The organism is Psychrosphaera aquimarina (assembly GCF_032461525.1).
Taxonomy (GTDB): Bacteria; Pseudomonadota; Gammaproteobacteria; order Enterobacterales; family Alteromonadaceae; genus Psychrosphaera; species Psychrosphaera aquimarina.
Map to the genome: position 1 here is coordinate 306,011 of NZ_JAWCUA010000010.1, position 26,114 is coordinate 332,124.

Annotated in this window: 31 protein-coding genes and 2 pseudogenes; 16 read left to right on the forward strand and 17 right to left on the reverse strand. The window is 37.8% G+C overall.

Annotated features, from left to right (window positions below; translation table 11 throughout):
• Positions 1 to 13: 13 nt before the first annotated feature.
• The 12 genes and pseudogenes from mgtE to RT723_RS13340 all read right to left on the reverse strand — a co-directional run bounded on the left by mgtE (position 14) and on the right by RT723_RS13340 (position 9,359).
• Complete coding sequence (gene mgtE, locus RT723_RS13285) at positions 14 to 1,369, reverse strand: magnesium transporter (protein WP_216056221.1); 1,356 nt, start codon at positions 1,367 to 1,369, stop codon at positions 14 to 16.
• Positions 1,370 to 1,510: 141 nt separating this feature from the next.
• Complete coding sequence (locus RT723_RS13290; protein ID WP_216056220.1) at positions 1,511 to 1,783, reverse strand: HPr family phosphocarrier protein; 273 nt, start codon at positions 1,781 to 1,783, stop codon at positions 1,511 to 1,513.
• The gene (rapZ, locus tag RT723_RS13295) at positions 1,773 to 2,642 is read right to left on the reverse strand and encodes an RNase adapter RapZ (RefSeq protein ID WP_216056219.1); all 870 of its coding nucleotides are present in this window, start codon (positions 2,640 to 2,642) and stop codon (positions 1,773 to 1,775) included. The genes RT723_RS13290 and rapZ overlap by 11 nt, the downstream gene beginning before the upstream one ends.
• Positions 2,643 to 3,092, reverse strand: coding sequence for a PTS IIA-like nitrogen regulatory protein PtsN (gene ptsN / locus RT723_RS13300; RefSeq protein WP_216056218.1), 450 nt, complete (start codon positions 3,090 to 3,092; stop codon positions 2,643 to 2,645).
• A gap of 91 nt (positions 3,093 to 3,183) precedes the next feature.
• Entirely contained in the window at positions 3,184 to 3,471 is a 288-nt protein-coding gene (hpf, locus tag RT723_RS13305; protein ID WP_216056217.1) for a ribosome hibernation promoting factor, read from the reverse strand.
• A gap of 33 nt (positions 3,472 to 3,504) precedes the next feature.
• Positions 3,505 to 4,998 carry an RNA polymerase factor sigma-54 gene (locus tag RT723_RS13310; RefSeq protein WP_216056216.1) on the reverse strand — a complete coding sequence of 498 codons (1,494 nt, stop codon included), beginning with the start codon at positions 4,996 to 4,998 and terminating at the stop codon, positions 3,505 to 3,507.
• A 51-nt stretch (positions 4,999 to 5,049) separates the two neighbouring features.
• Complete coding sequence (gene lptB / locus RT723_RS13315; protein WP_315947545.1) at positions 5,050 to 5,775, reverse strand: LPS export ABC transporter ATP-binding protein; 726 nt, start codon at positions 5,773 to 5,775, stop codon at positions 5,050 to 5,052.
• A gap of 14 nt (positions 5,776 to 5,789) precedes the next feature.
• On the reverse strand, positions 5,790 to 6,287 hold the full coding sequence (lptA, locus tag RT723_RS13320; RefSeq protein ID WP_315947547.1) for a lipopolysaccharide transport periplasmic protein LptA: 498 nt from the start codon (positions 6,285 to 6,287) through the stop codon (positions 5,790 to 5,792).
• 2 nt (positions 6,288 to 6,289) lie between these two features.
• Positions 6,290 to 6,838 carry an LPS export ABC transporter periplasmic protein LptC gene (lptC, locus tag RT723_RS13325; protein WP_216056213.1) on the reverse strand — a complete coding sequence of 183 codons (549 nt, stop codon included), beginning with the start codon at positions 6,836 to 6,838 and terminating at the stop codon, positions 6,290 to 6,292.
• The gene (gene kdsC / locus RT723_RS13330) at positions 6,838 to 7,404 is read right to left on the reverse strand and encodes a 3-deoxy-manno-octulosonate-8-phosphatase KdsC (protein ID WP_216056212.1); all 567 of its coding nucleotides are present in this window, start codon (positions 7,402 to 7,404) and stop codon (positions 6,838 to 6,840) included. The genes lptC and kdsC overlap by 1 nt, the downstream gene beginning before the upstream one ends.
• Positions 7,404 to 8,374, reverse strand: a pseudogene (locus RT723_RS13335) (KpsF/GutQ family sugar-phosphate isomerase). The gene kdsC and the pseudogene RT723_RS13335 overlap by 1 nt, the downstream one beginning before the upstream one ends.
• A gap of 25 nt (positions 8,375 to 8,399) precedes the next feature.
• The gene (locus tag RT723_RS13340) at positions 8,400 to 9,359 is read right to left on the reverse strand and encodes a calcium/sodium antiporter (protein ID WP_315947550.1); all 960 of its coding nucleotides are present in this window, start codon (positions 9,357 to 9,359) and stop codon (positions 8,400 to 8,402) included.
• A gap of 248 nt (positions 9,360 to 9,607) precedes the next feature.
• On the opposite strand from RT723_RS13340, the gene mlaF reads away from it, so the two are divergent.
• The 7 genes from mlaF to murA are packed head-to-tail and all read left to right on the forward strand — an operon-like array spanning position 9,608 to position 14,166.
• Positions 9,608 to 10,426, forward strand: coding sequence for a phospholipid ABC transporter ATP-binding protein MlaF (gene mlaF, locus RT723_RS13345; RefSeq protein WP_216056209.1), 819 nt, complete (start codon positions 9,608 to 9,610; stop codon positions 10,424 to 10,426).
• A gap of 1 nt (position 10,427) precedes the next feature.
• Positions 10,428 to 11,204, forward strand: coding sequence for a lipid asymmetry maintenance ABC transporter permease subunit MlaE (gene mlaE / locus RT723_RS13350; RefSeq protein WP_216056208.1), 777 nt, complete (start codon positions 10,428 to 10,430; stop codon positions 11,202 to 11,204).
• A 13-nt stretch (positions 11,205 to 11,217) separates the two neighbouring features.
• Entirely contained in the window at positions 11,218 to 11,685 is a 468-nt protein-coding gene (gene mlaD / locus RT723_RS13355; protein ID WP_216056207.1) for an outer membrane lipid asymmetry maintenance protein MlaD, read from the forward strand.
• Entirely contained in the window at positions 11,682 to 12,320 is a 639-nt protein-coding gene (locus tag RT723_RS13360) for an MlaC/ttg2D family ABC transporter substrate-binding protein (RefSeq protein WP_315947552.1), read from the forward strand. Before mlaD ends, RT723_RS13360 begins: the two co-directional genes overlap by 4 nt.
• 6 nt (positions 12,321 to 12,326) lie before the next feature.
• A complete protein-coding gene (locus RT723_RS13365) occupies positions 12,327 to 12,611 on the forward strand; it encodes an STAS domain-containing protein (protein ID WP_315947553.1) in 285 nt (94 codons plus the stop codon).
• Positions 12,612 to 12,635: 24 nt separating this feature from the next.
• The gene (locus RT723_RS13370; RefSeq protein ID WP_216056204.1) at positions 12,636 to 12,893 is read left to right on the forward strand and encodes a BolA family protein; all 258 of its coding nucleotides are present in this window, start codon (positions 12,636 to 12,638) and stop codon (positions 12,891 to 12,893) included.
• Between the two features lie 16 nt (positions 12,894 to 12,909).
• Complete coding sequence (gene murA / locus RT723_RS13375) at positions 12,910 to 14,166, forward strand: UDP-N-acetylglucosamine 1-carboxyvinyltransferase (RefSeq protein ID WP_315947557.1); 1,257 nt, start codon at positions 12,910 to 12,912, stop codon at positions 14,164 to 14,166.
• A 43-nt stretch (positions 14,167 to 14,209) separates the two neighbouring features.
• Here murA and RT723_RS13380 read toward each other — a convergent pair whose 3' ends face one another.
• From RT723_RS13380 to RT723_RS13390, 3 genes are all read right to left on the reverse strand, one after another.
• On the reverse strand, positions 14,210 to 15,280 hold the full coding sequence (locus RT723_RS13380; RefSeq protein WP_315947559.1) for a trypsin-like peptidase domain-containing protein: 1,071 nt from the start codon (positions 15,278 to 15,280) through the stop codon (positions 14,210 to 14,212).
• A gap of 112 nt (positions 15,281 to 15,392) precedes the next feature.
• Positions 15,393 to 16,775, reverse strand: coding sequence for a DegQ family serine endoprotease (locus RT723_RS13385; RefSeq protein WP_315947561.1), 1,383 nt, complete (start codon positions 16,773 to 16,775; stop codon positions 15,393 to 15,395).
• Positions 16,776 to 16,904: 129 nt separating this feature from the next.
• Positions 16,905 to 17,342: a ZapG family protein gene (locus tag RT723_RS13390; RefSeq protein WP_315947562.1), complete on the reverse strand. Its 438-nt coding sequence runs from the start codon at positions 17,340 to 17,342 to the stop codon at positions 16,905 to 16,907.
• A gap of 218 nt (positions 17,343 to 17,560) precedes the next feature.
• Here RT723_RS13390 and zapE point away from each other — a divergent pair.
• The 9 genes and pseudogenes from zapE to RT723_RS13435 all read left to right on the forward strand — a co-directional run bounded on the left by zapE (position 17,561) and on the right by RT723_RS13435 (position 24,710).
• Positions 17,561 to 18,675 (forward strand): annotated as a pseudogene (gene zapE, locus RT723_RS13395) (cell division protein ZapE).
• A 298-nt stretch (positions 18,676 to 18,973) separates the two neighbouring features.
• On the forward strand, positions 18,974 to 19,402 hold the full coding sequence (gene rplM / locus RT723_RS13400; protein WP_216056199.1) for a 50S ribosomal protein L13: 429 nt from the start codon (positions 18,974 to 18,976) through the stop codon (positions 19,400 to 19,402).
• A gap of 11 nt (positions 19,403 to 19,413) precedes the next feature.
• Positions 19,414 to 19,806, forward strand: a complete 393-nt coding sequence (rpsI, locus tag RT723_RS13405; RefSeq protein WP_216056198.1) for a 30S ribosomal protein S9 — start codon at positions 19,414 to 19,416, stop codon at positions 19,804 to 19,806.
• 262 nt (positions 19,807 to 20,068) lie between these two features.
• Positions 20,069 to 20,665, forward strand: a complete 597-nt coding sequence (gene petA / locus RT723_RS13410; protein WP_315947564.1) for a ubiquinol-cytochrome c reductase iron-sulfur subunit — start codon at positions 20,069 to 20,071, stop codon at positions 20,663 to 20,665.
• Positions 20,665 to 21,933 carry a cytochrome b gene (locus RT723_RS13415; RefSeq protein WP_216056196.1) on the forward strand — a complete coding sequence of 423 codons (1,269 nt, stop codon included), beginning with the start codon at positions 20,665 to 20,667 and terminating at the stop codon, positions 21,931 to 21,933. Before petA ends, RT723_RS13415 begins: the two co-directional genes overlap by 1 nt.
• Positions 21,933 to 22,691: a cytochrome c1 gene (locus RT723_RS13420; RefSeq protein WP_216056195.1), complete on the forward strand. Its 759-nt coding sequence runs from the start codon at positions 21,933 to 21,935 to the stop codon at positions 22,689 to 22,691. The genes RT723_RS13415 and RT723_RS13420 overlap by 1 nt, the downstream gene beginning before the upstream one ends.
• A gap of 122 nt (positions 22,692 to 22,813) precedes the next feature.
• Positions 22,814 to 23,437, forward strand: a complete 624-nt coding sequence (gene sspA, locus RT723_RS13425; protein ID WP_216056194.1) for a stringent starvation protein SspA — start codon at positions 22,814 to 22,816, stop codon at positions 23,435 to 23,437.
• A 25-nt stretch (positions 23,438 to 23,462) separates the two neighbouring features.
• Entirely contained in the window at positions 23,463 to 23,915 is a 453-nt protein-coding gene (locus RT723_RS13430) for a ClpXP protease specificity-enhancing factor (RefSeq protein ID WP_315947566.1), read from the forward strand.
• 558 nt (positions 23,916 to 24,473) lie between these two features.
• Positions 24,474 to 24,710, forward strand: coding sequence for a helix-turn-helix domain-containing protein (locus RT723_RS13435; RefSeq protein WP_216056192.1), 237 nt, complete (start codon positions 24,474 to 24,476; stop codon positions 24,708 to 24,710).
• Between the two features lie 32 nt (positions 24,711 to 24,742).
• On the opposite strand, the gene RT723_RS13440 is transcribed toward RT723_RS13435, so the two are convergent.
• Together RT723_RS13440 and RT723_RS13445 are read right to left on the reverse strand one after the other, a co-directional pair.
• Positions 24,743 to 25,240 carry an MFS transporter gene (locus RT723_RS13440; protein WP_315947568.1) on the reverse strand — a complete coding sequence of 166 codons (498 nt, stop codon included), beginning with the start codon at positions 25,238 to 25,240 and terminating at the stop codon, positions 24,743 to 24,745.
• 122 nt (positions 25,241 to 25,362) lie between these two features.
• A complete protein-coding gene (locus tag RT723_RS13445; RefSeq protein WP_315947570.1) occupies positions 25,363 to 26,073 on the reverse strand; it encodes an MFS transporter in 711 nt (236 codons plus the stop codon).
• Positions 26,074 to 26,114: the final 41 nt, after the last annotated feature.

Below are 26,114 nucleotides of genomic sequence, written 5' to 3' on the forward strand. Positions count from 1 at the left end.
TAGCTATGGTGGGTTAGATAAGTAACCAAGTGGCCGTTCCAAGAAATGCGAATATGCCAACTATGTCAGTGACCGTGGTTAAAATCACGCTGCCAGCTAATGCAGGATCTATATTCATTTTTTTCAGCATTAGAGGAATTAAGACACCAGATAATCCTGCGGCAACTAAATTCATCATCATAGCAAAGGCTATAACTGCGCCTAACATTAAGTCTTGTTTCCAGATGGCAACAACACCGGCAATTAATACTGACCAGATAAGGCCGTTGAAAAATCCTATAGCAAGTTCTTTACCTAACAGCCAACGGGAGTTTGCTTGGGTTACATGGCCAACGGCCATGCCACGAATGACCAAAGTTAAGGTTTGGCTACCAGCAACACCACCCATACTTGGTACTATGGTATTTAATATGGCTAATACAGCTAATTCATCTAAGGTTGATTCAAATAAACTTGAAACAAACGCAGCTAACAAAGCGGTAAATAAATTAACACCTAACCAAACTGAACGTTTGCGCGTACTTTGAATTGCAGGTGCGAAGGTATCTTCTTCGTCATCCAAACCTGCCATGCTCATCATTGAGTGTTCGGCATCTTCACGGATAACGTCAACCACGTCATCGATAGTAATTCGGCCTAACAGGATACCATTTTCGTCTATTACTGGAGCTGAGATCCAGTTATAACGTTCAAACAGGGAAGCAACCTCAGAGTCATGCATGGTTGCAGGGATCACCTCAAAATCTGTTTCCATAACTTCAGAAATGAGTTTGCTAGTGGTAGATGTTAATAGTGCAGATAAAGATACTTCGCCAATGAAAGTGTCATCTTTATCAACGACATAAAGATAATCGGTAGTATCTGGAAGAGATTCTTTTAATCGTAAGTAGCGTAATATGACATCAACACTAACGTCAGGCCTTACCGTAATGGTATCGGTATTCATTAGAGCGCCAGCTGTTTCTTCACCATAGGCCATTACTCGTTTGGCACGAGCTTGGTCTTGTTTATCCATGCTTTTTAAAACTTTCTTAAACACAGCATCTGGCATACCGCGTAAAACGTCGGCAAAGTCATCATCGTCCAAATTACCGGCAGCTTCAGCTACTTTTTCTGGACTCATATTTTTTAAGATAGGATTACGAACTTCATCTGATAGTTCTTCTAATACTTCACCTTGAATATTGGCGTCGATAAGTTGCCAAATAACAGTCCTAGCTTTAGGTGGGGAAGAATGAAGTAATAATGCAATATCGGAAGCCGGAAGTGACTCAAGCATATTTCGAACGTGGACAAACATACCACTGTTAAGCGCGGTATTAAGTTCATCAATAGGAATGTTATATTCTTGTTCTAGTAGCTCTGGCATAGCCCCATCGTGAATATGCTTGTTTGAGTCTGATTTATATATTTTCAGACAAAATAGGAATATAGAGAAAGTTTAACGCACAAGCGTTATCTTGAACAGTAACTCTTTGATTTTTGTGTTAATAAAATATAGGAGTGAAGGTTACTCGTCTTCGTCAAATTTATTACTGATTAATTGGCAGATCATATTAACGGCTTCTTCAGCATCATTTCCTGTTGCAGAGATAGTTACCTCTTTGCCTTGATTACTCGCCAACATTAATAGTGCCATAACACTATCAGCATTGGCCGTTTTATCGGCCTGAGTCAGGGTGACAGAAGCATCAAATTGTTGAGCTAATTGAGCTAATTTAGTTGCTGCTCTTGCATGCAAGCCTAATTTATTTTCTATTTTTACGGTGCGACTACTTTCCATCTTTTTCACTTTCGTAACGGGCCATTTCACGGTGGCGGACTCGGATGTTTTTATCTCTGGACTTAAACTGTCTAGCTAATGTTTCTGCAATATAAACGGATCTATGTTTACCACCAGTACAACCAATAGCAATAGTCAGGTAACTACGGTTATTTCGTTCTAAATGTGGTAACCAAGTGGACATAAAATTATTAATTTGAAAAACAAATTTATTCACTAAAGGCTCGCCAGCAAGAAACTCTCTAACCGGTAAATCTAAACCCGTAAGCGGTCTTAATTCTGGCTCCCAATGAGGATTAGGTAAAAAACGAGCGTCAAATACAAAATCGATATCATTAGGCACACCGTATTTAAAACCAAATGATTCAAAGGTTAATACCAGCTCTTTTGATGACTTACCTAATATCTTCTCTCGTACCATCTCAGTTAATTGATGTACATTAAGTTGAGAAGTATCTATGTATAAATCAGCACGGTTAGCTAATTCATCTAATAATTTACGTTCCTGTGAAATCGCTTCTGGTAAAGACGACTCGCCTCTTGAAAGGGGATGCAGACGACGGGTCTCGCTGTATCGTCTGATCAAAACCTCATCACTAGCATCAATATATAATACGGTGACATTGACGCCCTTTGGTAAGAAATCAAGGTTATCCATTAATTCTTGTTCAGAGGTGGGTAAATTTCTCACGTCTATACTTACGGCAACTTGGTCGTAATTTTTTTCAAGAGAATGAGATAACGCGGGTAATAAATTGACAGGTAGGTTATCAACACAATAATAGCCAAGATCTTCTAAAACCCTTAGAACGACTGTCTTCCCTGAACCTGACCTACCACTGACTATAAATATATGCATCTATGCTGCTTCAACTATGTTGTAAACGTCGAGGTCTGTTTCAGCTCGGCGTAAATTTTTAACTGTTTCTTTGTTATCTAATAACTTAGCAATAGATGCAAGTGTAGACAAGTGGGTATCACATTGATCTGCCGGAACTAATAAGGCGCAAAAAATATCAACGGGACGTTTATCAATGGCGTCGTAATTGATCGCATCTTGATTAACTAGAAAAACAGCTACGGCTTTTTTTATGTTAGTTAGTTTTCCGTGAGGGATAGCAATTCCATTGCCTATTCCGGTACTGCCTAACTTCTCTCTATTCATTAGACTTTCTAATATGTCATCAAATGAGTGGTCAGGGAGTTGTTCACTGGCTAACAGGGCGATTTGTTCGAGCACTTTCTTTTTACTCGCACAGTTAGTTAATCGTTTTGTACTTTCTGGTTGGAGAAGAAACTTAAGGTTCATTGACGTTCATTTACTACATTTACTTTTGAAGTGTACTCAAAAGGTAAGGTTACGAAATACCGTCCTTGGTATTTCCAGAATAATGATTAAATTAATGTTTGGTTAATTTTTCTTTGTGTTTAATGACCTGTCGGTCAAGCTTATCGATTAATGAATCGATGGCCGCATACATGTCGGTATGCTCAGAGGTTGCGAACAGCTCTCCACCATTTACGTGCATGGTTGCTTCTGCTTTCTGTGCTAGTTTCTCAACGTCTAAAATCACATGGACGTTATTAATATGATCAAAATGTCGCTCTAATTTGGCAAATTTTGTATCGACATATTCTTTTAAAGATTCAGTAGTGTCAATATGACGACATGTTAGGTTTATTTGCATAAGAAATTCCTTCTGTATTAAGTTTTACTTGGCTTACACCAAACGTTTTCTTTGGTTTGAAGGGGGAATGTTTAACGATTCCCGGTATTTTGCAATGGTTCTTCTGGCGACTTGGATACCTTGGTCAGCCAAAATCTCTGCAATCTTACTATCACTTAACGGTTTTGCTTGGTTTTCTGCTGCAACGAGCTTTCTAATAAGGGCTCTAATTGCAGTAGATGAACATTCTCCACCATTCTCAGTACTAACATGACTTGAGAAGAAGTACTTAAGTTCAAAAATTCCTCTAGGTGTATGCATATATTTATGGGTGGTAACCCTAGATATCGTTGATTCGTGCATATCGACCATTTCGGCAACATCATTGAGTACCATAGGTTTCATTGCTTCAGGACCATATTCAAAAAACGCCTGTTGCTGTTGAACAATACAATTAGATACTTTTAATAATGTGTCATTTCTGCTTTCTAAACTCTTAATAAACCATTTAGCTTCTTGTAAGTGAGAACGAACAAATTGAGTATCGTTGGCATTTTTTGATGTCTTACTTAACGATGCATATTGTTCATTTATTTTAAGTTTAGGCATAGAATTTGGATTTAGCTCAACTATCCAACGGCCTTTTTTCTTCACCACACTTACATCAGGGATCACGTAGTCAATTTCGTCTTTAATAACGATGCTGGCAGGGTTAGGATTTAGTTGTTGGATCAGTTCCAAAATGTCTTTTAATTCTGGTTCTTTTAATTTGGCTTTACGTAACAGAGTGCGGTAATCACGATTGGCTAATAAATCAATGTAGTTGTCGATGACATCTATAGCTTCGTTTTTCCAAGGCGTGTCGTCAGAAAATCGTTTTAATTGAATAGACAAACACTCTTGTAAATTACGGGCTGCAACGCCAACAGGGTCAAAATGCTGAATTCGTTTAAGTACCGCTTCAACTTCTTCTATTTCAACGTCTTCATTGTCAATGCTTTCAACAATATCTTCAGTAGAGATAGTTAAGAACCCTTTTTCATCAACCGCATCAATAATGGCGGTTGCGATGGCTAAGTCTTCGTCGGTAAATGGAGATAAATTTAATTGCCACAATAAATGGTCTTGAATATTTTCAGTTGTCTCACCTTGGTATACGGTGTCTTCACCTTCATAAGCGGGACCTGAACTCGCAGGAGCAGCACTCATGTAGTCATCCCACGTTGAGTCCATTGGGAGTTCTTCAGAAATGGTTTCACTTTGCAAAGCTTCGTTCGAACTCATCTCTTCTTGAGACCACTCATTGTCGTCATCGGAAGTCGTGTCTAATGTACCTTCCTGCAATGATTTAAGGTCACCATCATATTCTGCATCAAGATCTTGTGATTGCTGTTCGTCTTCACCATCTAACAACGGGTTACTATCAAGAGCTTCTTGAATTTCCTGTTGTAATTCCAATGAAGATAATTGCAATAAACGAATAGCTTGTTGCAGTTGAGGGGTCATTGTTAACTGCTGACCCATTCTGAGTTGTAATGTAGGTCTCATTTAATTCCGTTACTTAAACGCGTTTAACTGATTACTCGTAAGTGATAGTTACTATAACTTGAACTGATCGCCTAGGTATACTTGTTTTACAATTTCACTTGTTAAAACTTGTTCAGGAGTTCCTTCCGCAATGAGTTCTCCATGACTTACGATATACGCTTTTTCGCAGACATCAAGTGTTTCTCGCACATTATGGTCGGTAATTAGAACGCCAATACCTTTGGCTGTAAGTTGTTGAATTATCTTTTTAATATCTATAACCGATATAGGATCTACACCAGCAAATGGTTCATCTAATAAGATTATTTTCGGGTCAGCAGCTAATGCTCTGGCGATTTCTACTCGACGGCGTTCTCCACCAGATAGGGCCATACCATCGCTGTCTCTGATATGTTCAATATGAAATTCAGAGATCAGATCGTCTAACTTATCGGCTTTTTCATTGGCATTTAAATCTTTGCGCATTTCAAGCACAGCCATGATGTTTTGAGATACAGATAACTTTCGAAAGATAGATGTTTCTTGTGGTAAATACCCTATGCCTTGGCGAGCTCGTACGTGCATAGGTTCGTGGCTTAGGTCTACATCATTTAATGTGATGCTGCCTTTATCGTTAGGCACTAATCCTACAATCATATAAAAAGTGGTTGTTTTACCAGCGCCATTTGGACCCAATAAACCAACCACCTCTCCAGCATGTACTGTTAAACTCACATCTTTGACAACTTGACGTTTGTTGTATGACTTAGCTAAATGTGTGGCGACTAAAGTGGACATAAAATTTCTCTAAGTTAGTAGATGTTGGTATTAATCTTTTTGGTTTTTAAACGAGTTGTCACTCGACCATTTTGGCTTTCATCGCCTTCCGCTTTAACGCGCTGTGCTTTGAGATCAAATTCAATTTTAGCACTTTCAACCACAGATCCACCTTGTTGGAATTTAGCGGAGCCAGCCAGTTGCAATACTTGCGCTTCAACTAAGTAGGTTATTTCTAATGCTTGGGCTGATAGCTCTTGGTTATTTTGTTCTTTTTGCGAAAATATTGCTGGCGTGCCTTTAGCGATTAATTTATCGCTGTTGCCTTCTTTTGTGATAACAAATAACTCATCCGCTTTGATGGTAACACTACCTTGTTTAACAACCACATTACCTGAGAAGTAGAGGGTATTGTTTTTGTAATCTAAATCTTGATTATCAGCATCAATAATTAAGTCTTCTGATGCCGATACTATGCTAGAAAATAGAAGTAACATGGAGCAAAAGCCGGTGATTATTTTATTTATATACATAACTATGAGCCTTTAATTATCGTTTTAACGTGGTTAACCAAGCTGAGAGTTCCGAGTTCAAGATCCGCTGTTAATCCTTTGCCTTGAACCGTAACATTTTTACCTTGAATCGTAATGTCATTGTCAGTGGTGACCATATTCGTGTTTAAATTAATTTCTAAAAATTCGGTCGTGATTGAATTTACAAATTCATTATCAGAAACTTGTAACATACTCACGGACTCTTCTAATAGTAATAAGCCATCTTGCATATTCCCGATTTTTGCCGATAAACGCCAAAAAGGTTTGTTGTCTTGATAAATGATAAATTCAGGTTTTTTAAAGTGAGTTAGAGACAAGTCGGCGTAATGTTCCATCTTTTGTGAAAACACTTGTTGTTCAATGTTGCCGTCTTTATCAAACAACTCTTGATGTAGGAAGGTTGCAGTATATTCAGGTATTAAGTCACTTAATGTGTCACTATTTACCGTATCTTCGCTATCTAATGTGGGCAACCACCAAAGAAAACTGACGACTAAAAAGCTTAGTAATATTATCAGTCTAATATTCATTAAGCGCTCGTTCCCTCAAAATGCGTCGTGAGATATTCTTCGCCTTTTTGCATCATAATTAAAAAGTCAGTTAATTCACGAACTGCACCACGACCACCATTATTGGTTGTAACCATATCAGAAATACTTTTTACGTATGGATGACCGTCATTAACTGATACCGCTAAATTGACTAATTTCATTACCGGGACATCTGGAATGTCATCACCAATATAGGCAACTTGTTCGTGTGTAAGGTTAAGATTATTAAGTAGCTCTCGGTAACCCAAAACTTTGTCTTCCATACCTTGATAAATATGATTAACACCGAGTCCTTTCATTCTAATTTCGAGTAAAGTCGATTTACGTCCCGTAATGACGGCAACTTCGACACCAGCTGCCATTAAGGCTCTAATACCAAACCCATCTTTAGTATTAAAGGCTTTCATTTCTTCACCGCTATTGCCTAAAATAACTGAACCGTCAGAAAATACGCCATCAATATCACAAATTAACAATTTAATATCTTTTGCTTTTGCTTGAACCGACGGAGCGATAGCTTGATACCACTGAGTATATAATTCCATTAAATGACACCTGCTCTTAATAAGTCATGCATGTTTAATGCGCCAATTGGTTTATTTGTATCATCTAATACAAACAAGCTATTAATTTTTTTAGCTTCCATGATATTTAGAGTTTGCGCAGCTAATGTATTTGCTTGAGCGGTAACAGAGTTTCGCGTCATCATGTCAGTGATCATAATTTCATTTATTGGTTTATCTTGATCTAAGCAACGGCGTAAATCACCGTCAGTAAAAATGCCACTAAGTTGTCCCTGTTCATTAACTATTCCAGTCATGCCCAAACCTTTTTTCGACATTTCTAATATAGCTTGTTTTAACGATGCCGCTTCAGTGACTAGTGGTATTCGACTGCCAGTATGCATAATATCTTTAGTGGTTAGTAACAGTTTGCGACCTAAAGAGCCTCCAGGGTGACTTAATGCAAAGTCTTCGGCGGTGAAACCTCTGGCCTCTAACAAAGTAACGGCTAAAGCATCACCTAAAACTAAAGCAGCTGTTGTTGAAGCTGTTGGAGCTAACCCTAATGGACATGCTTCTTCAGTTACAGCAGCATTTAAATGGAAGTCACTATTAACGGCTAAGGTAGATTTATCATTACCCGTCATGGCAATAAGAGTGCAACCTAATCGTTTTAGAACTGGAAGCAAGGTTATGATCTCTGCGGTTTCTCCGCTATTTGACAATGCCAAGACAATATCACTTTTGGTGAACATGCCTAAATCACCATGGCTAGCTTCACCTGGATGAACAAAAAAGAAGGAGTACCTGTACTTGCTAATGTTGCGGCAATTTTATTGGCAACATGTCCTGATTTCCCCATACCTGTCACAATGACTCTGCCACTACAATTTAATATGGTTTCACAACTTTGTTCAAATTGATGATCAATTGATTGTGTTAAATTTGCAATCGCTTGTAACTCAATATTAATGACTTGTAATGCAGACTGCGAAAATTGAGAAAGACTCATAGTTAACTAGTAACCTTTATTAAAACTAAATAAACAGAATGATTTGATAAGCAACAAAACCAGCAACTAACAAACCACCTTCAAATCGGTTAATCCGTCTTGTTTTAGTGAAACTCATAGCCATAAATAATAGCGCTAACGTAGCACCAATCATAACCATAGTGTCACGAGTTGCAGCTTGTGGATCAATAGCACTCGGGTTAATCAGTGCCCCGACTCCCAATACCGCTAGTATATTAAATATGTTTGATCCAATAACGTTACCTATAGCTAAGTCGTCCTCGCCCTTTAGCACCCCAGATACACTGGCTGCTAATTCCGGTAAACTAGTTCCCAATGCAATAATGGTTAACCCAATCACTAATTCACTGATACCAAAGTAAGTTGCAATTGTAACTGCTGATTCAACTAAAAAATGGGAGCTTAATGGTAATAAGATTAAACCAAAAATTATCCAGCCCAATGCTACAGGTGTAGGTAGGTCACTAGGGATCTCATCTTGAGATTCAGCTAATAATGCATCGGGCTCGCCATTTGATGATTTTGCTAAATAAATTAGAAATCCGATAAAAGCAAAAAAGCTAACGGTTAAAAATATACCTTCATTAAATGATAAATAGTCGTCGTGAAGTATCCACCAAGCAAGGAAAGTAAAACCTAATAAAATTGGCATTTCACGATACAAGGTACTGGAAGAAACAATTAAAGGTCTTACTAAAGTAGTGATACCTAAAACAAGTAGGATGTTAGTAATATTAGAGCCGATTGCATTACCTACTGAAGTATCCGTTGCCCCAGCTAAAGCTGCGTTTGCAGAAACCATAATTTCAGGCGCTGACGATCCCATGGCGACAATTGTTAACCCTATTATCATTGGTGAAATACCAAGGTTTTTGGCAAAGCCGGACGCGCCGTAGACAAATTTATCAGCACTCCAAACTAAAGCCGCAAAAGAAAGGATTAAAATAATAATTGCACTTAACATGTATAAGAGATCACTTTATCAATAAATTATGGCGTTATTGTGGCGATACTCGTTTGATAAATCAAAACATAAATAAAGAAATAGTTAGATATAATCAATTCTTTACAGATTTTATATATTATTCTGCTTTCGTTTACACTTTTTAACGTTTTAGTCGTAGTAATGCCCGACGTTAATCAATACAATAGTTGAACTATTACGGAAGTCATCAGCCATAGGGTATTTGGTCGAAATATAATAAAACTATTATGAATGTAGATAAAACTGACTTTGAATCACCACATGTAGAATTAAAGAATGTCACATTTTCTCGCGGTGAACGTGTGATTTATGACGACATTTCTATGGTATTTCCAAAAGGCAAAATTACCGCGATTATGGGCCCAAGTGGCATAGGTAAAACGACCTTGTTACGTTTAATCGGCGGCCAACTTTATCCTGATTCAGGCGATATAATAGTTGCAGGACAAAACATTCCTCAATTAAGCCGCAAAGGTTTGTACTCTGCCCGTGAAAAAATGAGTATGTTATTTCAAAGTGGTGCACTTTTTACTGAAATGAATGTATTTGATAACGTGGCCTTTCCAATTAGAGAACATACCAAATTGCCAGAAGATATCATTCGAACTATGGTTTTAATGAAATTAGAAGCGGTTGGTTTGCGCGGTGCACATCAACTTATGCCAAATGAATTATCTGGTGGTATGGCAAGAAGAGCCGCATTAGCTCGTTCTATTGCTTTAGATCCTGAGTTAATCATGTATGACGAACCATTTGTAGGACAAGATCCTATTTCAATGGGCGTGTTAGTTCGATTAATAAGAAATTTGAATACGTCATTGAACTTAACCAGCATTGTAGTATCTCACGATGTGAAAGAAGTCATGGGTATCGCTGATTATATGTATATCATTGCAGATAAAAGGGTAATTGGTCATGGAACAAAAGAACAATTACTTGCAAGTGAATCACCCTTAGTACAGCAATTTTTGAAAGGATTAGCAGATGGACCCGTACCATTTCATTATCCTGCGCCATCAATTTCTCAAGATTTAATGCAGGGTTAATATGGATTGGATTCAAAATTTAGGTAGAAATACCATAGAACGTTTTACAGCAATTGGTAGAGCAACCTTTATGCTGATTGGTGCTATTGTAGCCAAACCAAACCTTGTAAAAGGTTTTCCTCTTTTTGTTCAACAAGTTTATGTTATAGGGGTTCTTTCACTCGTTATTATTGTAGTGTCAGGGTTGTTTATTGGCATGGTGCTGGCATTACAAGGGTACACTGTATTAGTAGATTACGGCGCTGAAGACAGTTTAGGTCAAATGGTGTCATTATCCTTATTAAGAGAATTAGGACCAGTTGTCACCGCATTATTGTTCGCAGGTAGAGCTGGTTCGGCATTAACCGCTGAAATCGGCTTGATGAAAGCAACAGAACAATTGACAAGTTTGGAAATGATGGCGGTGGATCCACTTCGAAGAGTGGTAGCACCAAGGTTTTGGGCCGGTGTGTTTAGTATGCCAATCTTAGCTATCTTATTTTCTTCAGTTGGTTTATTAGGTGGTCATTTAGTCGGTGTTGAATGGTTAGGTGTCGACCATGGAAGTTTTTGGTCAATAATGCAGGCTAGCGTTCAATTCGAAGGTGATATCTTAAATGGTATTATTAAAAGCTTTGTTTTTGCAATCGTTGTTACTTGGATTGCAATTTTTAGGGGGTATGACGCGATACCAACTTCAGAAGGTATTAGTCAGGCAACAACACAAACGGTTGTTCAATCATCGCTAGCCGTTTTAGGATTGGATTTTGTACTAACCGCCCTTATGTTTGGCGGATAGGTAGGAGAAAAAAATGATATCAAAAAAAGTTGAGTTATTAGTCGGGTTCTTTGTTGCTTTAGGTATTGCGGCGTTGATGTTCTTAGCACTAAATGTGGCAAGTTCAGGGATGTCAGGCTCTGGTGAAACATATAACTTATATGCAAAATTTCAAAACATTGGTGGATTAAAAGTTCGCTCATCCATAAAGGTTGGTGGCGTTGTAATAGGTCGTGTTGAAGAGATTAAATTGGATACGGAAGATTACGCACCGGTTGCCAAATTAGCCATTGACGCAAAATATAATAATTTTCCAGATACGAGTTCTTTATCTATATTAACTTCAGGGTTACTTGGTGAGCAATATTTAGGTTTAGAACCTGGTTTCATTGATGAAACGGTTGGAATTCTAGGTGAAGGCGATTTCATTGAAGATACTAAGTCCGCTTTAGTATTAGAGGAATTAATTGGTCAATTTTTATTTAGTCAGGGTAATGAATGAATACTAAAATATTAAATATCGGATTATTATTAGCCACATTGATTTTTAGTAGTAACGCAAGTGCTGAAACTATTAAAGAAGACCCATTTAAACTTGTTCAAGTTGTGGCTCAAGAGTTATTTGACCGTATTGCACGTGAGCAAAGTGTCATACAGCAAGATCCCGAGCAACTTAGAGTGGTTGTTGCTGAAGAGTTAGCGCCTTCAATTAATTATAAATTTGCGGCAGCAAAAGTATTAGGCCCTTATTATAAAAATAGCACTAAAGCTCAAAGAGCTGAGTTTTATGAAGCTTTTAGAGAGTATTTAATAGCAACGTATGCGGGTATTTTAACGTTATATAAAGATCAGCAAGTTGTGTTTGAACCTGCAACGGATATTGATGGTAAACGTCGTGCTCAAGTAAAAGTAAGAGTATTAGATGAAGGTAAACCTGACATAAGAATCGAATTTATTTTAAGAAAAAATAAAGAAGGTGAATGGGCCGCTTACGATATGGTTGCTGAAGGTATTAGTGTATTAAGTAGTAAAACTAAAGAGCTACAAGGTTTAATTCGTCAACAAGGTATCGAGTCAGTTACTGAATTGTTGTTAGAAAAATCAGCTAAACCAATTTTAGTAAAGTCACTTGGTTAATCATTAATGAAATTAATATTTGCTAATAATACAGTCAACGTTGTAGGAGCTATAGACAGGTTCAGCCTTGTTGATGATGCACTATTTAATTTTCAGTCTATGACTGCCGATGTGACAATTGATCTTAACAAAGTGTCGTCAGTGGATACCGCTGGTGTTGCTTTTATACTTAAATTAGTCGCGCATTATCAAAATGCTCAATTAAATGTTGTATTAACTCACCCACCCGCTCAATTAATTGCTTTGGCAGAGATCAGCAATGTGCTAGGATTATTACCCTTAAAAGAATAGTAATTAGTAAATTTTGGGTAAGCAATGGAATTAAGGGAAATTGAAGAAAAACTAACCGCTGAATTAAATCTTGACGAAGTCATGGTTAAATCAGATGGTTCTCATTTTCAAATAACCGCTGTTGGGGGTTGTTTTGAAGACCTATCTCGCGTAAAACAGCAACAATTAGTTTTAAAACCCCTTTCTGGTTATATAGCTGACGGCAGTATGCATGCTGTAAGTGTAAAAGCATATACACCAAAAGCTTGGGCTCGTGACAAAAAACTACAACTTCTTTCCTAACCAATAATAAGAGATTATGGAAAAATTGCTTATAGAAGGTGGCCAAGCTTTATCTGGCTCGGTCATTATTTCAGGCGCTAAAAATGCGGCGCTACCTATCTTAATTAGTTCAATTCTCACGGCTGAAGAGTGCACTTATACTAATGTCCCTAAATTACGGGATATTGGTATTACTTGTCAGCTTTTAGAGCAATTTGGTACTCAGGTTTCATCTACTGAAAATACAGTAGTGATAAACGCAGGTACCATCAATTCTACAGTAGCACCATATGATTTAGTAAATCGTATGAGAGCGTCAATTCTAGTTTTGGGGCCTTTATTGGCTCGTTTTGGCCATGCCGAAGTTTCACTGCCTGGTGGTTGCGCTATTGGTGCACGCCCTGTTGATTTACATATTGATGGGTTAAAAAAACTAGGTGCTAAAATTACCGTTGAAGCTGGTTATGTAAACGCTAAGGTTGAAGGCCGATTAAAAGGTAATCGTATTTATATGAGTACCATAAGTGTTGGCGCGACAGAAAATTTAATGATGGCTGCAGCATTAGCTGAAGGCACAACCATTATTGAGAACGCAGCACGTGAACCTGAGATTGTTGATTTAGCCAATTGTCTAAATAAAATGGGTGCAAAAGTTTCCGGTGCAGGTAGTAACAACATTGAAATTGAAGGTGTTGAAACATTGCATGGTTGTGAACATGCAATAATGCCAGATCGAATAGAAACGGGCACTTTTTTAGTGGCTGCAGCGGTGACGGGGGAAGTAACGTGTTTAAACACGGACTATCACCTAGTTGAACCAGTAATTGAGAAACTACGTGATGCTAATGCGCTAATTGAGTGGGATGACAACTCAATACACATTGATATGCGTGGAAGAGAGCTTAAAGCTGTCAATATCAAAACCTTACCTCATCCTGGATTCCCTACCGATATGCAAGCTCAGTTCACTATGTTGAATGTTGTGGCTAATGGGGTAGGCACTATTACAGAAACGATTTTTGAAAACCGTTTTATGCATGTTCCAGAGCTTCGCCGAATGGGGGCTAATATACAATTAGAGGGTAACACCGCTATATGCCCAGAGAAGAGTGATTTGATGGGTGCTCAAGTTGTTTCTACTGACCTAAGAGCATCTGCGAGTTTAGTCATTGCTGGACTTGTCGCAAAAGGCGTAACTCAGCTAGATGAAGTATTCCATATCGATCGTGGATACGAGAATATTGAAAAGAAACTTGTAGGTCTCGGAGCGAAGATCACAAGAGTTGATGATTAAAACTCTCGTAGTTTAATCTGTCCCCTATAATAAAATCGGCAATTTAATTGCCGATTTCTAATTTACCCACCTGAACGTCTTTGTTAATAATAACTCGGTTTCTGGAAAAGCTAATTTGCAGGTAATCACCTGGCGTGGTCCTTTCAATTATGTTTAACAACTCTTGAACGCTAACAAGTTGTTTGCCATTTATAGCCAACATAATATCTCCTGAACGTAATCCACCTGTCCATGCGGGTCCAAACGGATCGACATCCGTAATTTTAATACCGGCAATAGATTCCACTGAACTTTTAACTGAAACGCCTGCTTGATTGATTGGTGTACCACCTAAACCAAGATATCCACGTGTGACTTCGCCATCTGCTAAAAGACGGTCAGTAATATGCTTGGCTAATTTATAAGGGATGGCGAAAAATATACCTTGAATGCCTCGTTGGGCTTTTGCGGTGTTAATTCCAACCAACATGCCTCTTGAATTGACTAACGCACCTCCAGAGTTGCCTAGATTGATAGCTGCATCCATTTGAATAAAATCACTGTGACTGGACTTACTGCTCGATAAGCCTTTTTGTCCAGTCGCACTAATAATGCCTTGCGTGATAGTTTGTCCCAAATTTAATGGGTTACCAATAGCTAATACAATGTCACCAACTTGGGCTTCTAAATCTGGATCTTGGGGTATTGCAGGAAGATTGTTGGCATCAATTTTTAGTAATGCGAGATCAGTGACTTGATCTAAGCCTATTACTTCGGCATTAAATTGTCGTCCATCCTGCAGTAAAACCATGATAAGTTCAGCATTATCGACCACATGGTAATTGGTTAGAATATGACCTTCACTGGTCATGATTACACCAGAACCAAGGTCATTTAAGTTTTGCTGTTCACCCAATGTATTTTTGCTAAGTGTTACTGAATAAACATTAACCACCGAAGGCGCTGCTTGTTGCACGGCAAAAGCAAAAGACATAGCGTCTGGACGAATAACGTTATCAGTGAACTTGTTCAACCCTAAGTTATTACGCAAAGATGGGGTTAAAATGATGACTAGCATAGCGACTGCTAACCCGTAGGCGATAGCATTAAAAATATGTCTGATTTTGAAACTCACATGAAATCCAGAAGTTAGTTGAAATTACTTTACCGATTAGGGGGCGATAAAATTTAGGTATAAAAAAACCTACAATGAGGTCATTGTAGGTTCTTATTACTTTAATTTCTATTTATCTTATTAATATATATAGAGAACTGTTTCCTCTTACTACATTTAATGCCAATACACCTTTGGCTTCAGATAACATATCGCGTAAAGCTGCAACACTTGTTAAACGTGTACGATTAACCGCTACAATAACATCGCCTTTTTCTAAGCCTAACATAGCGGCAGGTGAACGTTCATTTAACTCAGTAACTTCAATTCCATCTTCACCACGTTGAGTTTTACCATTAGCTAGTTTTGCTCCTTTCAAAGATGGATGAATATTTTCGGCCGTGATTGCCGGTTTATCAGCTGACCCTAACGTAACAGTAAGATTTACTTCATCACCATCACGAATAGCGGTTAGTTCAACTTTTTTACCAGCCCCTTTAGAAGCAACTTTACTTCGTAACTCATCAAAAGATTTAATTTTATTACCATCGACATGAGTGATGATATCACCCATTTTTAGACCACCTTTATCAGCAGACGAATCGGCAACTACTTCAGCTACAAATGCCCCTTGCGCGACATCAACTCCAAATGATTTGGCCATCTCAGCATCAAAATTGGAACCTGAAATACCTAGTACACCACGTTTTACTTCACCAAACTCAATGATTTGTTCCATAAGATTGTTCATCATTACAGATGGTATTGCAAAGCCAATACCTACATTACCGCCACTTGGTGCTATTATCGCGGTATTGATACCAACAAGCTCACCTTTTAGGTTTACTAGGGCACCACCTGAATTTCCACTGTTTATCGCAGCATCAGTTTGGATAAAATCTTCTAGTCCTTGATTAGGTCCCATTAATCCCGATCGGCCTTTAGCACTTATTATCCCAGATGTAACGGTTTGACCTAAACCAAACGGATTACCGATAGCAACAACAAAGTCACCGACCTTGGCTTTATCCGAATTAGCGATGGTTATTTCAGCCAGATTGTCAGGATCAATTTTTAACACAGCGATATCACTGTCTTTATCACCGCCTAACTTTTTAGCGACAAATTCACGACCGTCCTTGAGTTTAACAATTATTTCATCAGCATCATTTATTACATGGTAATTAGTAACAACATAACCTTTGTCTTTATCAATAATCACGCCTGAACCCATCCCTTTGAAAGGACGCTCTTGTGTTTGTGGCGCACCGCGGCGGTTACCAAAAAAATATTGGAACGGGTCCATGCTCGCTTTTACTTCTTTATTTCCTTCTACGGCGATGGTTACAACTGCAGGTGTTACTTCTTCTAACATAGGTGCTAGTGAAGGAACTTCCTGTTTTAATGTTGAAAATGGAAATGCTGCATTAGCAAGAGGGGATAACGTTAAACTTGCTAATACGATAGCTGAGATTGTAGTTAATTTTATGATTTGAGATTTAACAGAAACTGTCATTTTTTTCGTACTCCTTAAAATGTTATTGGAACAGACAGATTGAATTAAATTTAGTTCAGCAGGTTTACATTTTGTTACTTCTTTTAAATTACAGGCAATGAAATGTTCGGGATATCACTGCCTTAAAACTCAAGTACGATCTTCGTTAATTGGTGTGTTAATTGACCCTTTAAATACACCTGAAGCAGAGCCTGAATAATCTAAAGGTTGATTATCAAGGTTTGATTTATCCCTCGGTTTCCTATTAGCGTTAGCTAATATATGGGTCGCTTCTTTTGAGAAAAAAGGAAACGCAGGTGTTTGTTTATCGTCTTTCAGCAATTGTTCAGCATCTTCTATTTGATTATCAATATGCTGTGACATCTCATGCAAATTGGTTGCTACCGATCGAAATGCGGCTAAATTGTCTTGCCAGTTCTGTTTCAACTGGGCGTTTTCCTGTTGGCAATTATTCAACTCTTGTTTGGTTTGTGGTGAACCGGATGTCATTCTGATTTTAATAATCATAATGCCAATACCTGCAATAAGACCTAAAGCAAAAACGATAATATCAATTGCAATTTGCATAAAAATTCCTCAAAAATATAAAATACAGAATAAGATGAATAGAGATGTTTATCTCAATACCTCTGCTAAGCATAAATCATCCTTGGCCTGTTACCCAATAACAAATTCAATTAATTGAAATTAAAGTTATCTAAAAGATTAATTGGTAATTGGGTGCGTACTATGGTCATGCTATTATCTGTCTATAAGGCCTTTTTTTTCAATTTAAATAGTGAACTATGTCCAGCACGCTAAATAATTTAACACCGTTACAGCAATATCAAAAAGATCTACTTCAGCCTGATTTTCAATATGATGAAGCTCAAGAAAATGCCGTTAAAAATTTACAGCGTTTGTACGATGACTTTATTAATGCCTCAAATTTGAGACCTTCTTTTATAAGTAAGTTGTTCAACAAAAAACAAAATGCTACATCGAATGTGCAAGGTATATATTTTTGGGGAGGTGTTGGCCGTGGTAAAACGTATTTGGTGGATACTTTTTTTGATTGTTTACCTACCGAAAAAAAACTAAGAATTCATTTTCATCGTTTTATGCATAAAGTGCACGATGAAATGAATAAACTTAATGGTGTGGAAGATCCCCTTAAGCAAGTCGCTAAGATTTTTGCGGCAAATGCTTCAATCATCTGCTTTGATGAGTTTTTTGTTTCGGACATTACGGATGCGATGATCTTAGGCACATTATTAGATGAGCTGTTTAAACTAGGTGTCGTGTTTGTGACAACATCAAACATAGTCCCTGATGATTTATATAAAAATGGATTACAACGTGCACGTTTTTACCTGCAATCGCTCTTCTTAAAAAACATTGTGATGTGGTTAATGTAGACTCTGGTGTTGATTATCGATTAAGAGCTTTAGAAAAAGCAGAAATTTATCATTCACCTTGTGATGAACAAGCAGACCGTAACATACATTCTTATTTTCAACAGTTAGCACCTGAACCAGGTTTACAGAATACGTCGATAGAAATAGAAGGGCGGTCCATTGCAACTAGGGAAGTTGCAGATGGTGTGGTTTGGTTTAACTTTAACGCGATTTGCGAAAGTGCTCGCTCACAGCTGGACTACATGGAGATTAGCCGTATTTATCACTCGGTTTTATTATCCAATGTTAAACAAATGAGCCGTGAAAATGATGATGCTGCGCGTCGTTTTATTGCAATGGTTGATGAGTTTTATGAGCGTAATGTTAAACTTATTATTACCGCTGATGTGCCGTTAGAACAATTATACAGTGATGGGACTTTATCATTTGAATTTAAACGCTGTATTAGCCGTTTACAAGAGATGCAAAGTCATGAGTATCTTGCTGAACCTCATATCCCTTAACCAAAATATCTGTATAGAAAACGATTGAATCCTTCTATTGCCTTGCTCACTTCGACTTTAAAATTGTCGTGGTTGGGCATGGCAATTGGCGGAAATATTCTTTATTAAACTTTTGTACAATTTTTAGATGATCTTTCTAATCAAATCTGTATAATGCCGCGCCTACCCACCGTTACTAACCTATTGCATTAGCCTGCGATTGGTTAAGCACTCGAAGGGGTGCGAATGAATTGGGGTGGTTTGATATCAACTGATACAAACTACTGGCTTAAACTTATTTTATTGTTAGGTTCATATAATGAAAACCTTTACTGCAACACCATCAACAATCACTCGTGATTGGTACGTTGTGGACGCTGAGGGCAAAACTCTTGGTCGTATCGCAACAGAAATTGCACTACGTTTACGTGGTAAGCATAAACCTGAGTATACTCCGCACATGGATACTGGTGACTACATCATCGTTATCAATGCTGAGAAAGTAACTGTTACTGGCAACAAAGGCCAAGGCAAAATTTACTACTCACACTCTGGTTACCCAGGTGGTATCAAGGAAATAAACTTTGATGACTTACAGGCTAAAAAACCTGAAATGATCATCGAAAAAGCAGTTAAAGGCATGTTGCCGCGCGGTCCATTAGGGCGTGCAATGTTCCGTAAACTTAAAGTGTACAAAGGTGCAGAGCATTCACATGCTGCTCAGCAACCTCAAGTATTAGATATTTAAGGAGCATAAACATGGCTGATACTCAATATTATGGAACTGGTCGTCGTAAGAGCTCTACTGCTCGTGTATTTTTACGTCCAGGTACAGGCAACATTGTAATTAACAAACGTACAATTGAAGACTTCTTTAGTCGTGAAACTGGCCGTATGGTTGTTCGTCAACCTTTAGAGTTAGTTGATCTTTTAGAGAAATTTGACCTATACATCACTGTTACTGGTGGTGGCACTACTGGTCAAGCTGGCGCAATCCGTCACGGTATTACGCGTGCATTAATGCAATATGATGAATCACTTCGTCCGGCTCTACGTAAAGCGGGTTATGTTACTCGTGATGCTCGTAAAGTTGAACGTAAGAAAGTTGGTTTACATAAAGCACGTAAACGTCCTCAGTTCTCAAAACGTTAATTCTGTTTTACAACTGTTTCAAAGAAGTCCGCATTGCGGGCTTTTTTTTGCTCTTAAAAAGAGCGTCAATGCATCAATTATTAAGCAAGTTGATGCAGGGAACTGTTAATTATCACTTTTTTAATTCTTAATGAGTATATTGCCTTGTTTTGTATAGGGCTTTTTCGGTAGAATCCTCTACAATAACAAAAATGTAAGAGTTCGTTACGAAGTCTTAGTGATTCTTACACGCTTATTAATCCTTAATCGCGGAGAATATTGGATGAGCAATGCGCCTGTAGACAACAGTCGTCGTCGTTTCCTCACTGCAGCTACCACAGTCGTTGGTGGTGCAGGAGCAGTAGCGGTGGCAGTACCTTTCATTGCATCATGGAACCCAAGTGCCAGAGCTAAATCGGCAGGGGCTCCAGTTGAAGTAGATATTACCAAGCTTGAACCTGGTCAACTAATTCGAGTTGAATGGCGCGGCAAACCTGTTTGGGTTGTATATCGTACTCCTGAAATGCTTGAGCAACTTGGTCAAATTGAAGATAAGTTATTAGACCCAACATCTTCAGAAGAAAAACAACAACCAAGCTATGCAAAAAATAACTTTCGTTCTTCACGAGATGAAATTCTAGTAGCCGTTGGTATCTGTACTCATCTAGGTTGTTCTCCTACATACTTCTCTGAAGGGTATGAAGAAATAGTTGAAGGTGTAAATTCTGGATTCTTTTGTCCTTGTCACGGTTCTAAATTCGATCTTGCTGGTCGTGTATTTAGTGGTGTTCCTGCAGGTCTAAACTTACAAATACCTCCTTATTATTATATTGACGATACCACCATATTAATTGGTGAAGATGAAAAAGGAGCTGCGTAATGTTTAAAAATATTATCGATTGGATTGATGCTCGCATCCCAATGACCCGTGTGTATAACATGCACATGGCACAATATCCTGCTCCAAAGAATATGAACTTTTGGTATGTATTTGGTTTTTTGGCCACTATCGTATTAGTAAATCAAATCTTAACAGGTGTTTGGTTAACGATGAGCTACGTACCATCAGCTGATGGAGCTTTCGCCTCTGTTGAATACATAATGCGTGATGTTGAATACGGTTGGGTTATTCGCTACATGCACTCAACGGGTGCTTCAGCATTCTTTGTTGTCGTTTATCTACATATGTTCCGCGGTATGATGTACGGCTCTTACCAAAAGCCTCGTGAGTTATTATGGTTATTTGGTATGTTTATCTATCTAGCTTTGATGGCTGAAGCCTTCATGGGGTATTTATTACCTTGGGGACAAATGTCTTATTGGGGCGCTCAGGTAATTATCTCTTTGTTTGGTGCAATACCATTTGTTGGTGAAGATTTAGCGTTATGGATTCGTGGTGACTATGTAGTATCTGGAGCAACGTTGAACCGCTTCTTTGCTCTACACGTTATAGCATTACCGTTAGTTATCGTAATCTTAGTTTTCTTACATATTGTGGCTTTACATGAAGTTGGGTCAAATAACCCTGATGGCGTTGACGTTAAACGTAAAAAAGGTACGGTTGCGGAAGAAGATAAAACTAAGTTTGAATTCCATGAGTACTATACATCCAAGAAAGATATTCTAGATGATGTTGTGCCTTTCTTCCCACATATGGTGTTGAAAGACTTAATGGCATTTGGTGTGTTTATTTTCTTATTCTGTTACGTGATGTTCTTTAATCCAGATTTTTATGGCAAATTCATAGAACACCCTAACTTTGAAACGGCTAATCCGTTAAAAACACCTGAGCATGTATTCCCTGTATGGTACTTCACGCCATTCTACGCAATATTAAAAGCGGTACCACATAAGTTGATGGGTGTTATTGCTATGTTTGGTGCAATCATCTTATTAGCGTTATTGCCTTGGATTGACCGTGGTAAAGTTCGTTCGGTTCGTTACCGTTGTGGCTTACATAAATTAAACTTGTGGATATTTGCAATTTCATTTGTTGTTTTAGGTTACTTTGGTGGTACTCCAGCAACACCAACATCTGAAATATTAGCGCCATTATTTACTATTTTATATTTTGCTTTCTTCGCTGCATTGTGGATTTACAGCAAAAATGAAAATACTAAACCATTGCCAGATAGGATCACTAAATAATGAAAAAGTTACTTTATACATTTGGATTATTTGTTGGTTTAGTTTCATCGACAGCATTTGCTGCAGGTGGAGGTGCTTTACCGTATCAAGCAGACATTGATCAAACAGATAAAGCGTCTTTACAACGCGGCGCTAAGTTGTTTATGAACTACTGTTTAGGTTGTCATCAGATGCAATATCAACGTTATGAGCGTACGTTTAATGATTTAGGTATTCCGCTTAATGTTGGTTTAGATAACCTTATATTTACAAAGGACACTAAAGTAGGTTCACATATTAAAAATGCGATGCCTGCGAAAGATGCAGCTAAGTGGTTTGGTGCTGCGCCTCCTGATTTAACTCTAGAAGCACGTCTTAGAGGCCCTGATTGGATTTATAGTTACTTAAAATCTTTTTATGTTGACCCTTCTCGTCCATTTGGCGTGAACAATACCGTCTTTAAAGACGTTGGTATGCCTCACGTATTACAAGAGTTACAAGGTATTCCACATAAAGAAGAACATTTCGAAGAGCAGCTAATTGATGGCCAACTTCAACGTGTTTCTTTAGGTGAAAAAATAGTAGTTGATGGCTCTGGTGAGTTGAGCGTAGATGAATATGACCGTGCGGCGTTAGATATTACTAACTTCATGGTTTATGTTGGTGAGCCAATGATCCTTGAGCGTGAAAGCTTAGGTTGGAAGGCATTATTATATTGTTTAATATTTTTTGTTTTAGCAGTACTACTTAAGAAAGAGTTCTGGAAAGACGTAAAATAGTTTAAACAATATGTCAGTTAACGGAGGTAATCCTAGCTAGATGTTTCCGTTGACTGTATACTGCACTCATTAAATAAAGGGGTATTCAACCCCTTTTTTGATTCAAGATTTCGGAGAAGTAAATGGCGGTTTCGGCAAACAAAAGAGCGGTAATGACCTTATTTTCAGGTGCTAACGATATGTATAGTCATCAAGTACGTATTGTATTGGCGGAAAAAGGAGTAAATGTTGATATTAATTATGTTACGCCTGATAACCTGCCAGAAGATCTATACGAAGTAAATCCTTATGGTAACGTACCAACATTAATTGATCGTGAATTAGGATTGTATAGAGCAAATATTATTAATGAATATTTAGATGAGCGTTTCCCTCACCCACCACTGATGCCTGTTTATCCAGTCGCTCGTGGTCGTTGTCGTCTAATGATGGACCGCATTGAAAATGATTGGTATTCATTAACTCGTAAAATTGAAGCTGGTGATGAAGAAGCAAGACAAGAGCTAAAAGAAAGCATACTTTCTATTGCTCCAGTATTTGCAGAGCAGCCATACTTCATGAGTGATGAGTTTAGCTTAGTAGATTGTTATTTAGCTCCACTGTTATGGCGTTTACCTGCTTGGGGTATCGAGCTAGATGGTGCGGCTTCTAAAGAAATAAAAACATACATGTTACGTGTATTTGAACGTGAATCATTCCAAGCGTCATTAACTGACCTTGAGAAAGATATCCACGCAACATACTAAGTATATTATGTCAGAGACAATTAACATGAGTTCTAATCGCCCTTATTTATTAAAGGCGTTTTACGATTGGATCTTAGATAACGAATGTACACCATACATAGTTGTAGAAGCTGACATGCCTCATGTTGCAGTGCCACAACAAACAGTAAAAGATGGGCAAGTTGTATTAAACATCAGTCCATCGGCAGTGCAAATGTTTCAAATGGATAAACAACAAATTACATTCTCTGCACGATTTGGTGGTGTACCATTTGAAGTGTATATCCCGATTTATGCAATTAGTGCGATATATGCTCGTGAAAATGGTGCTGGAACTATGTTCCCACCAGAAGAGTTTGAGTTGGAAGATGTTGATTTAGACGATGATAATACACCTCACATTTCAGCGGTAGAATCTGATATAGAGGAACCAAAGGTGGATGTCTCAAAAGATGACAAAAAACACAAAAAGGGCTCACACCTATCTATCGTGAAATAACGTAATTGCTGTAGAGTATTAAAAAAATCCGACATCATTAGATGGCGGATTTTTTTGTTTTAGCTCATTATCTAGAGTGGATTGCTAACAACAAATTTGTCCCGAACTCGAAATAATATCTGATAAAATAATTCCTATTTTATGTACAAACTCTTACTAAAAAAAGTTAATGTCAACTATGATTAAGTAGGTACATTAAGCTATAAAATATTATAACCACCAAAGATAATCCAATGATGTAAATAAACCCTTTTTTACCTTCTTCAAAGGTCCAATTATTTTGGTGTAAATATAAAAACCAACCAATACATAACAAGGTAGGGATAAGGAAGAAAAACTTAATCATATGAACTCAACAAATTTACAATATAGTTTTATCATATCGGAGACTGACTATGTTCGCTATGAGAAATGTAAATTCGTTTTATACGCAAGATGGGAGGTGAAAATCGAAACTTCTAACATTCCTGCCTATAACTTTTAAACAGGTTATGTTAAAAAAGTCGTACTAGTTCAAAAAACTAGCATATTGGGAGTTGTAACTTGGGAGTAACTACTATGATGGGTAAATCTGTCTCGTCTGAAGAAAATAAAGTATTAACGGCTTGGCTAAAAGAAAAGCGAAAAGAAAAAGGTCATACAATGAGAACACTTTCTCTAATCATTGGCACTCCTCATTCGTTTATTGGAAAAGTTGAAAATCAAGAGCGCCGTTTAGATATCGTAGAATATTTGCGTTATTGCAAAGCTTTAGAAGTTGATCCATTTGAAGGTTTAAACCTTATATCAAATTAATCGATGGCATTTTGCAATTTTATAATGGCACGCTAGGCGTGCCATTTTTGTTTCATCAAATATAAAATTGCAAGGGCGGTTGGTATCCCTAATAACGCTGTCATAGTGAAGAAGTAAGTATAACCAAGAGACTCTAACCATACGCCTGAAAAGCCTCCAAGAAACTTAGGGAACAATAACATCGCAGAACTTAAAAAAGCATACTGCGTTGCCGTGAACTCTTTTGATGCCAAAGATGAAAGAAACGCAATAAAGGCCGTCGTGGCTAGTCCAGCACTTAAATTGTCAATGGAGATAACAGTATACAATAAAATTAGGTTATGGTCGGATTGTGATAAGGCTATAAAGAGTATGTTCGTCAGTGCTGATAAAATTGAGCCAATGAACAATATTTTTAAAACACCATATTTATTCACTAAACCACCGGCTAATAAAGCTCCTGTAAGCGTCAGTATGAGCCCGTAAGTTTTGGATGCTATGGCAATGTCGGATTTTGTATATCCCATATCAACGTAGAATACATTTGCCATTACGCCCATCACAATATCAGAGACCCGGTATGTGGCTATTAAAATAATTAAAACTAATGCATGCCATTTATATCGAGAAACTATTTCTAATAATGGTGTGATGTACGCATTGTGAAGTGATCCTATAAAGGAGTTTTTTTATCATTATTAAACGTAACGTCGTCGTTAACTACCGAACTTTCTGGTTCAGGTGAAAATAGAGTTGTAAGTAAACCCACCAACATAAGTATTGCCATGGTTAAATATGCTTTTTGCCATGCTAAATAATCATAACCGTCTGTACTTTCGAAAGCTGAAGCAAGCAAGAGTACACCGGCTGAGGCAACAATCATGGCTAGGCGGTATCCAATTTGGTAGGTGGCCGCCATAGCGGCTTGTTGTTTATTGTTGCCAGATTCAATCCTAAAGGCGTCAATGACGATATCTTGCGTAGCTGAAAAAAATGCTACAGCTAATGCAGCAATTGGTACTAAATATAAGTCCACTTGTGGATCGATCAGAGCCATGGCACAGATACTAATAATTAGACATAACTGTGTGAGAAACAGCCAGCTTCGACGGCGGCCTAAAATGGCACTAAGTATCGGTACTGGGATTTTGTCGATTGCCGGTGACCATATCCACTTAAAACCATAGGCTAATGCTACCCAGCTCATATAGCCTATGGTAGAACGGTCCACGCCAGCTTCCCTAAGCCAAAAGGATAAACTTGAGAAAACTAATAAAATGGGTAAACCTGCAGAGAAACCTAACAAGAATAAACGTATGACATTTCGCTCAGCGTAAACAGAAAAGCTAGCAATAAATGAAGATTTAAGAGAAATTATAGACAAAAAAATCGGCCTGTTAAGAAACTAAAGGCCGATTGTTTATA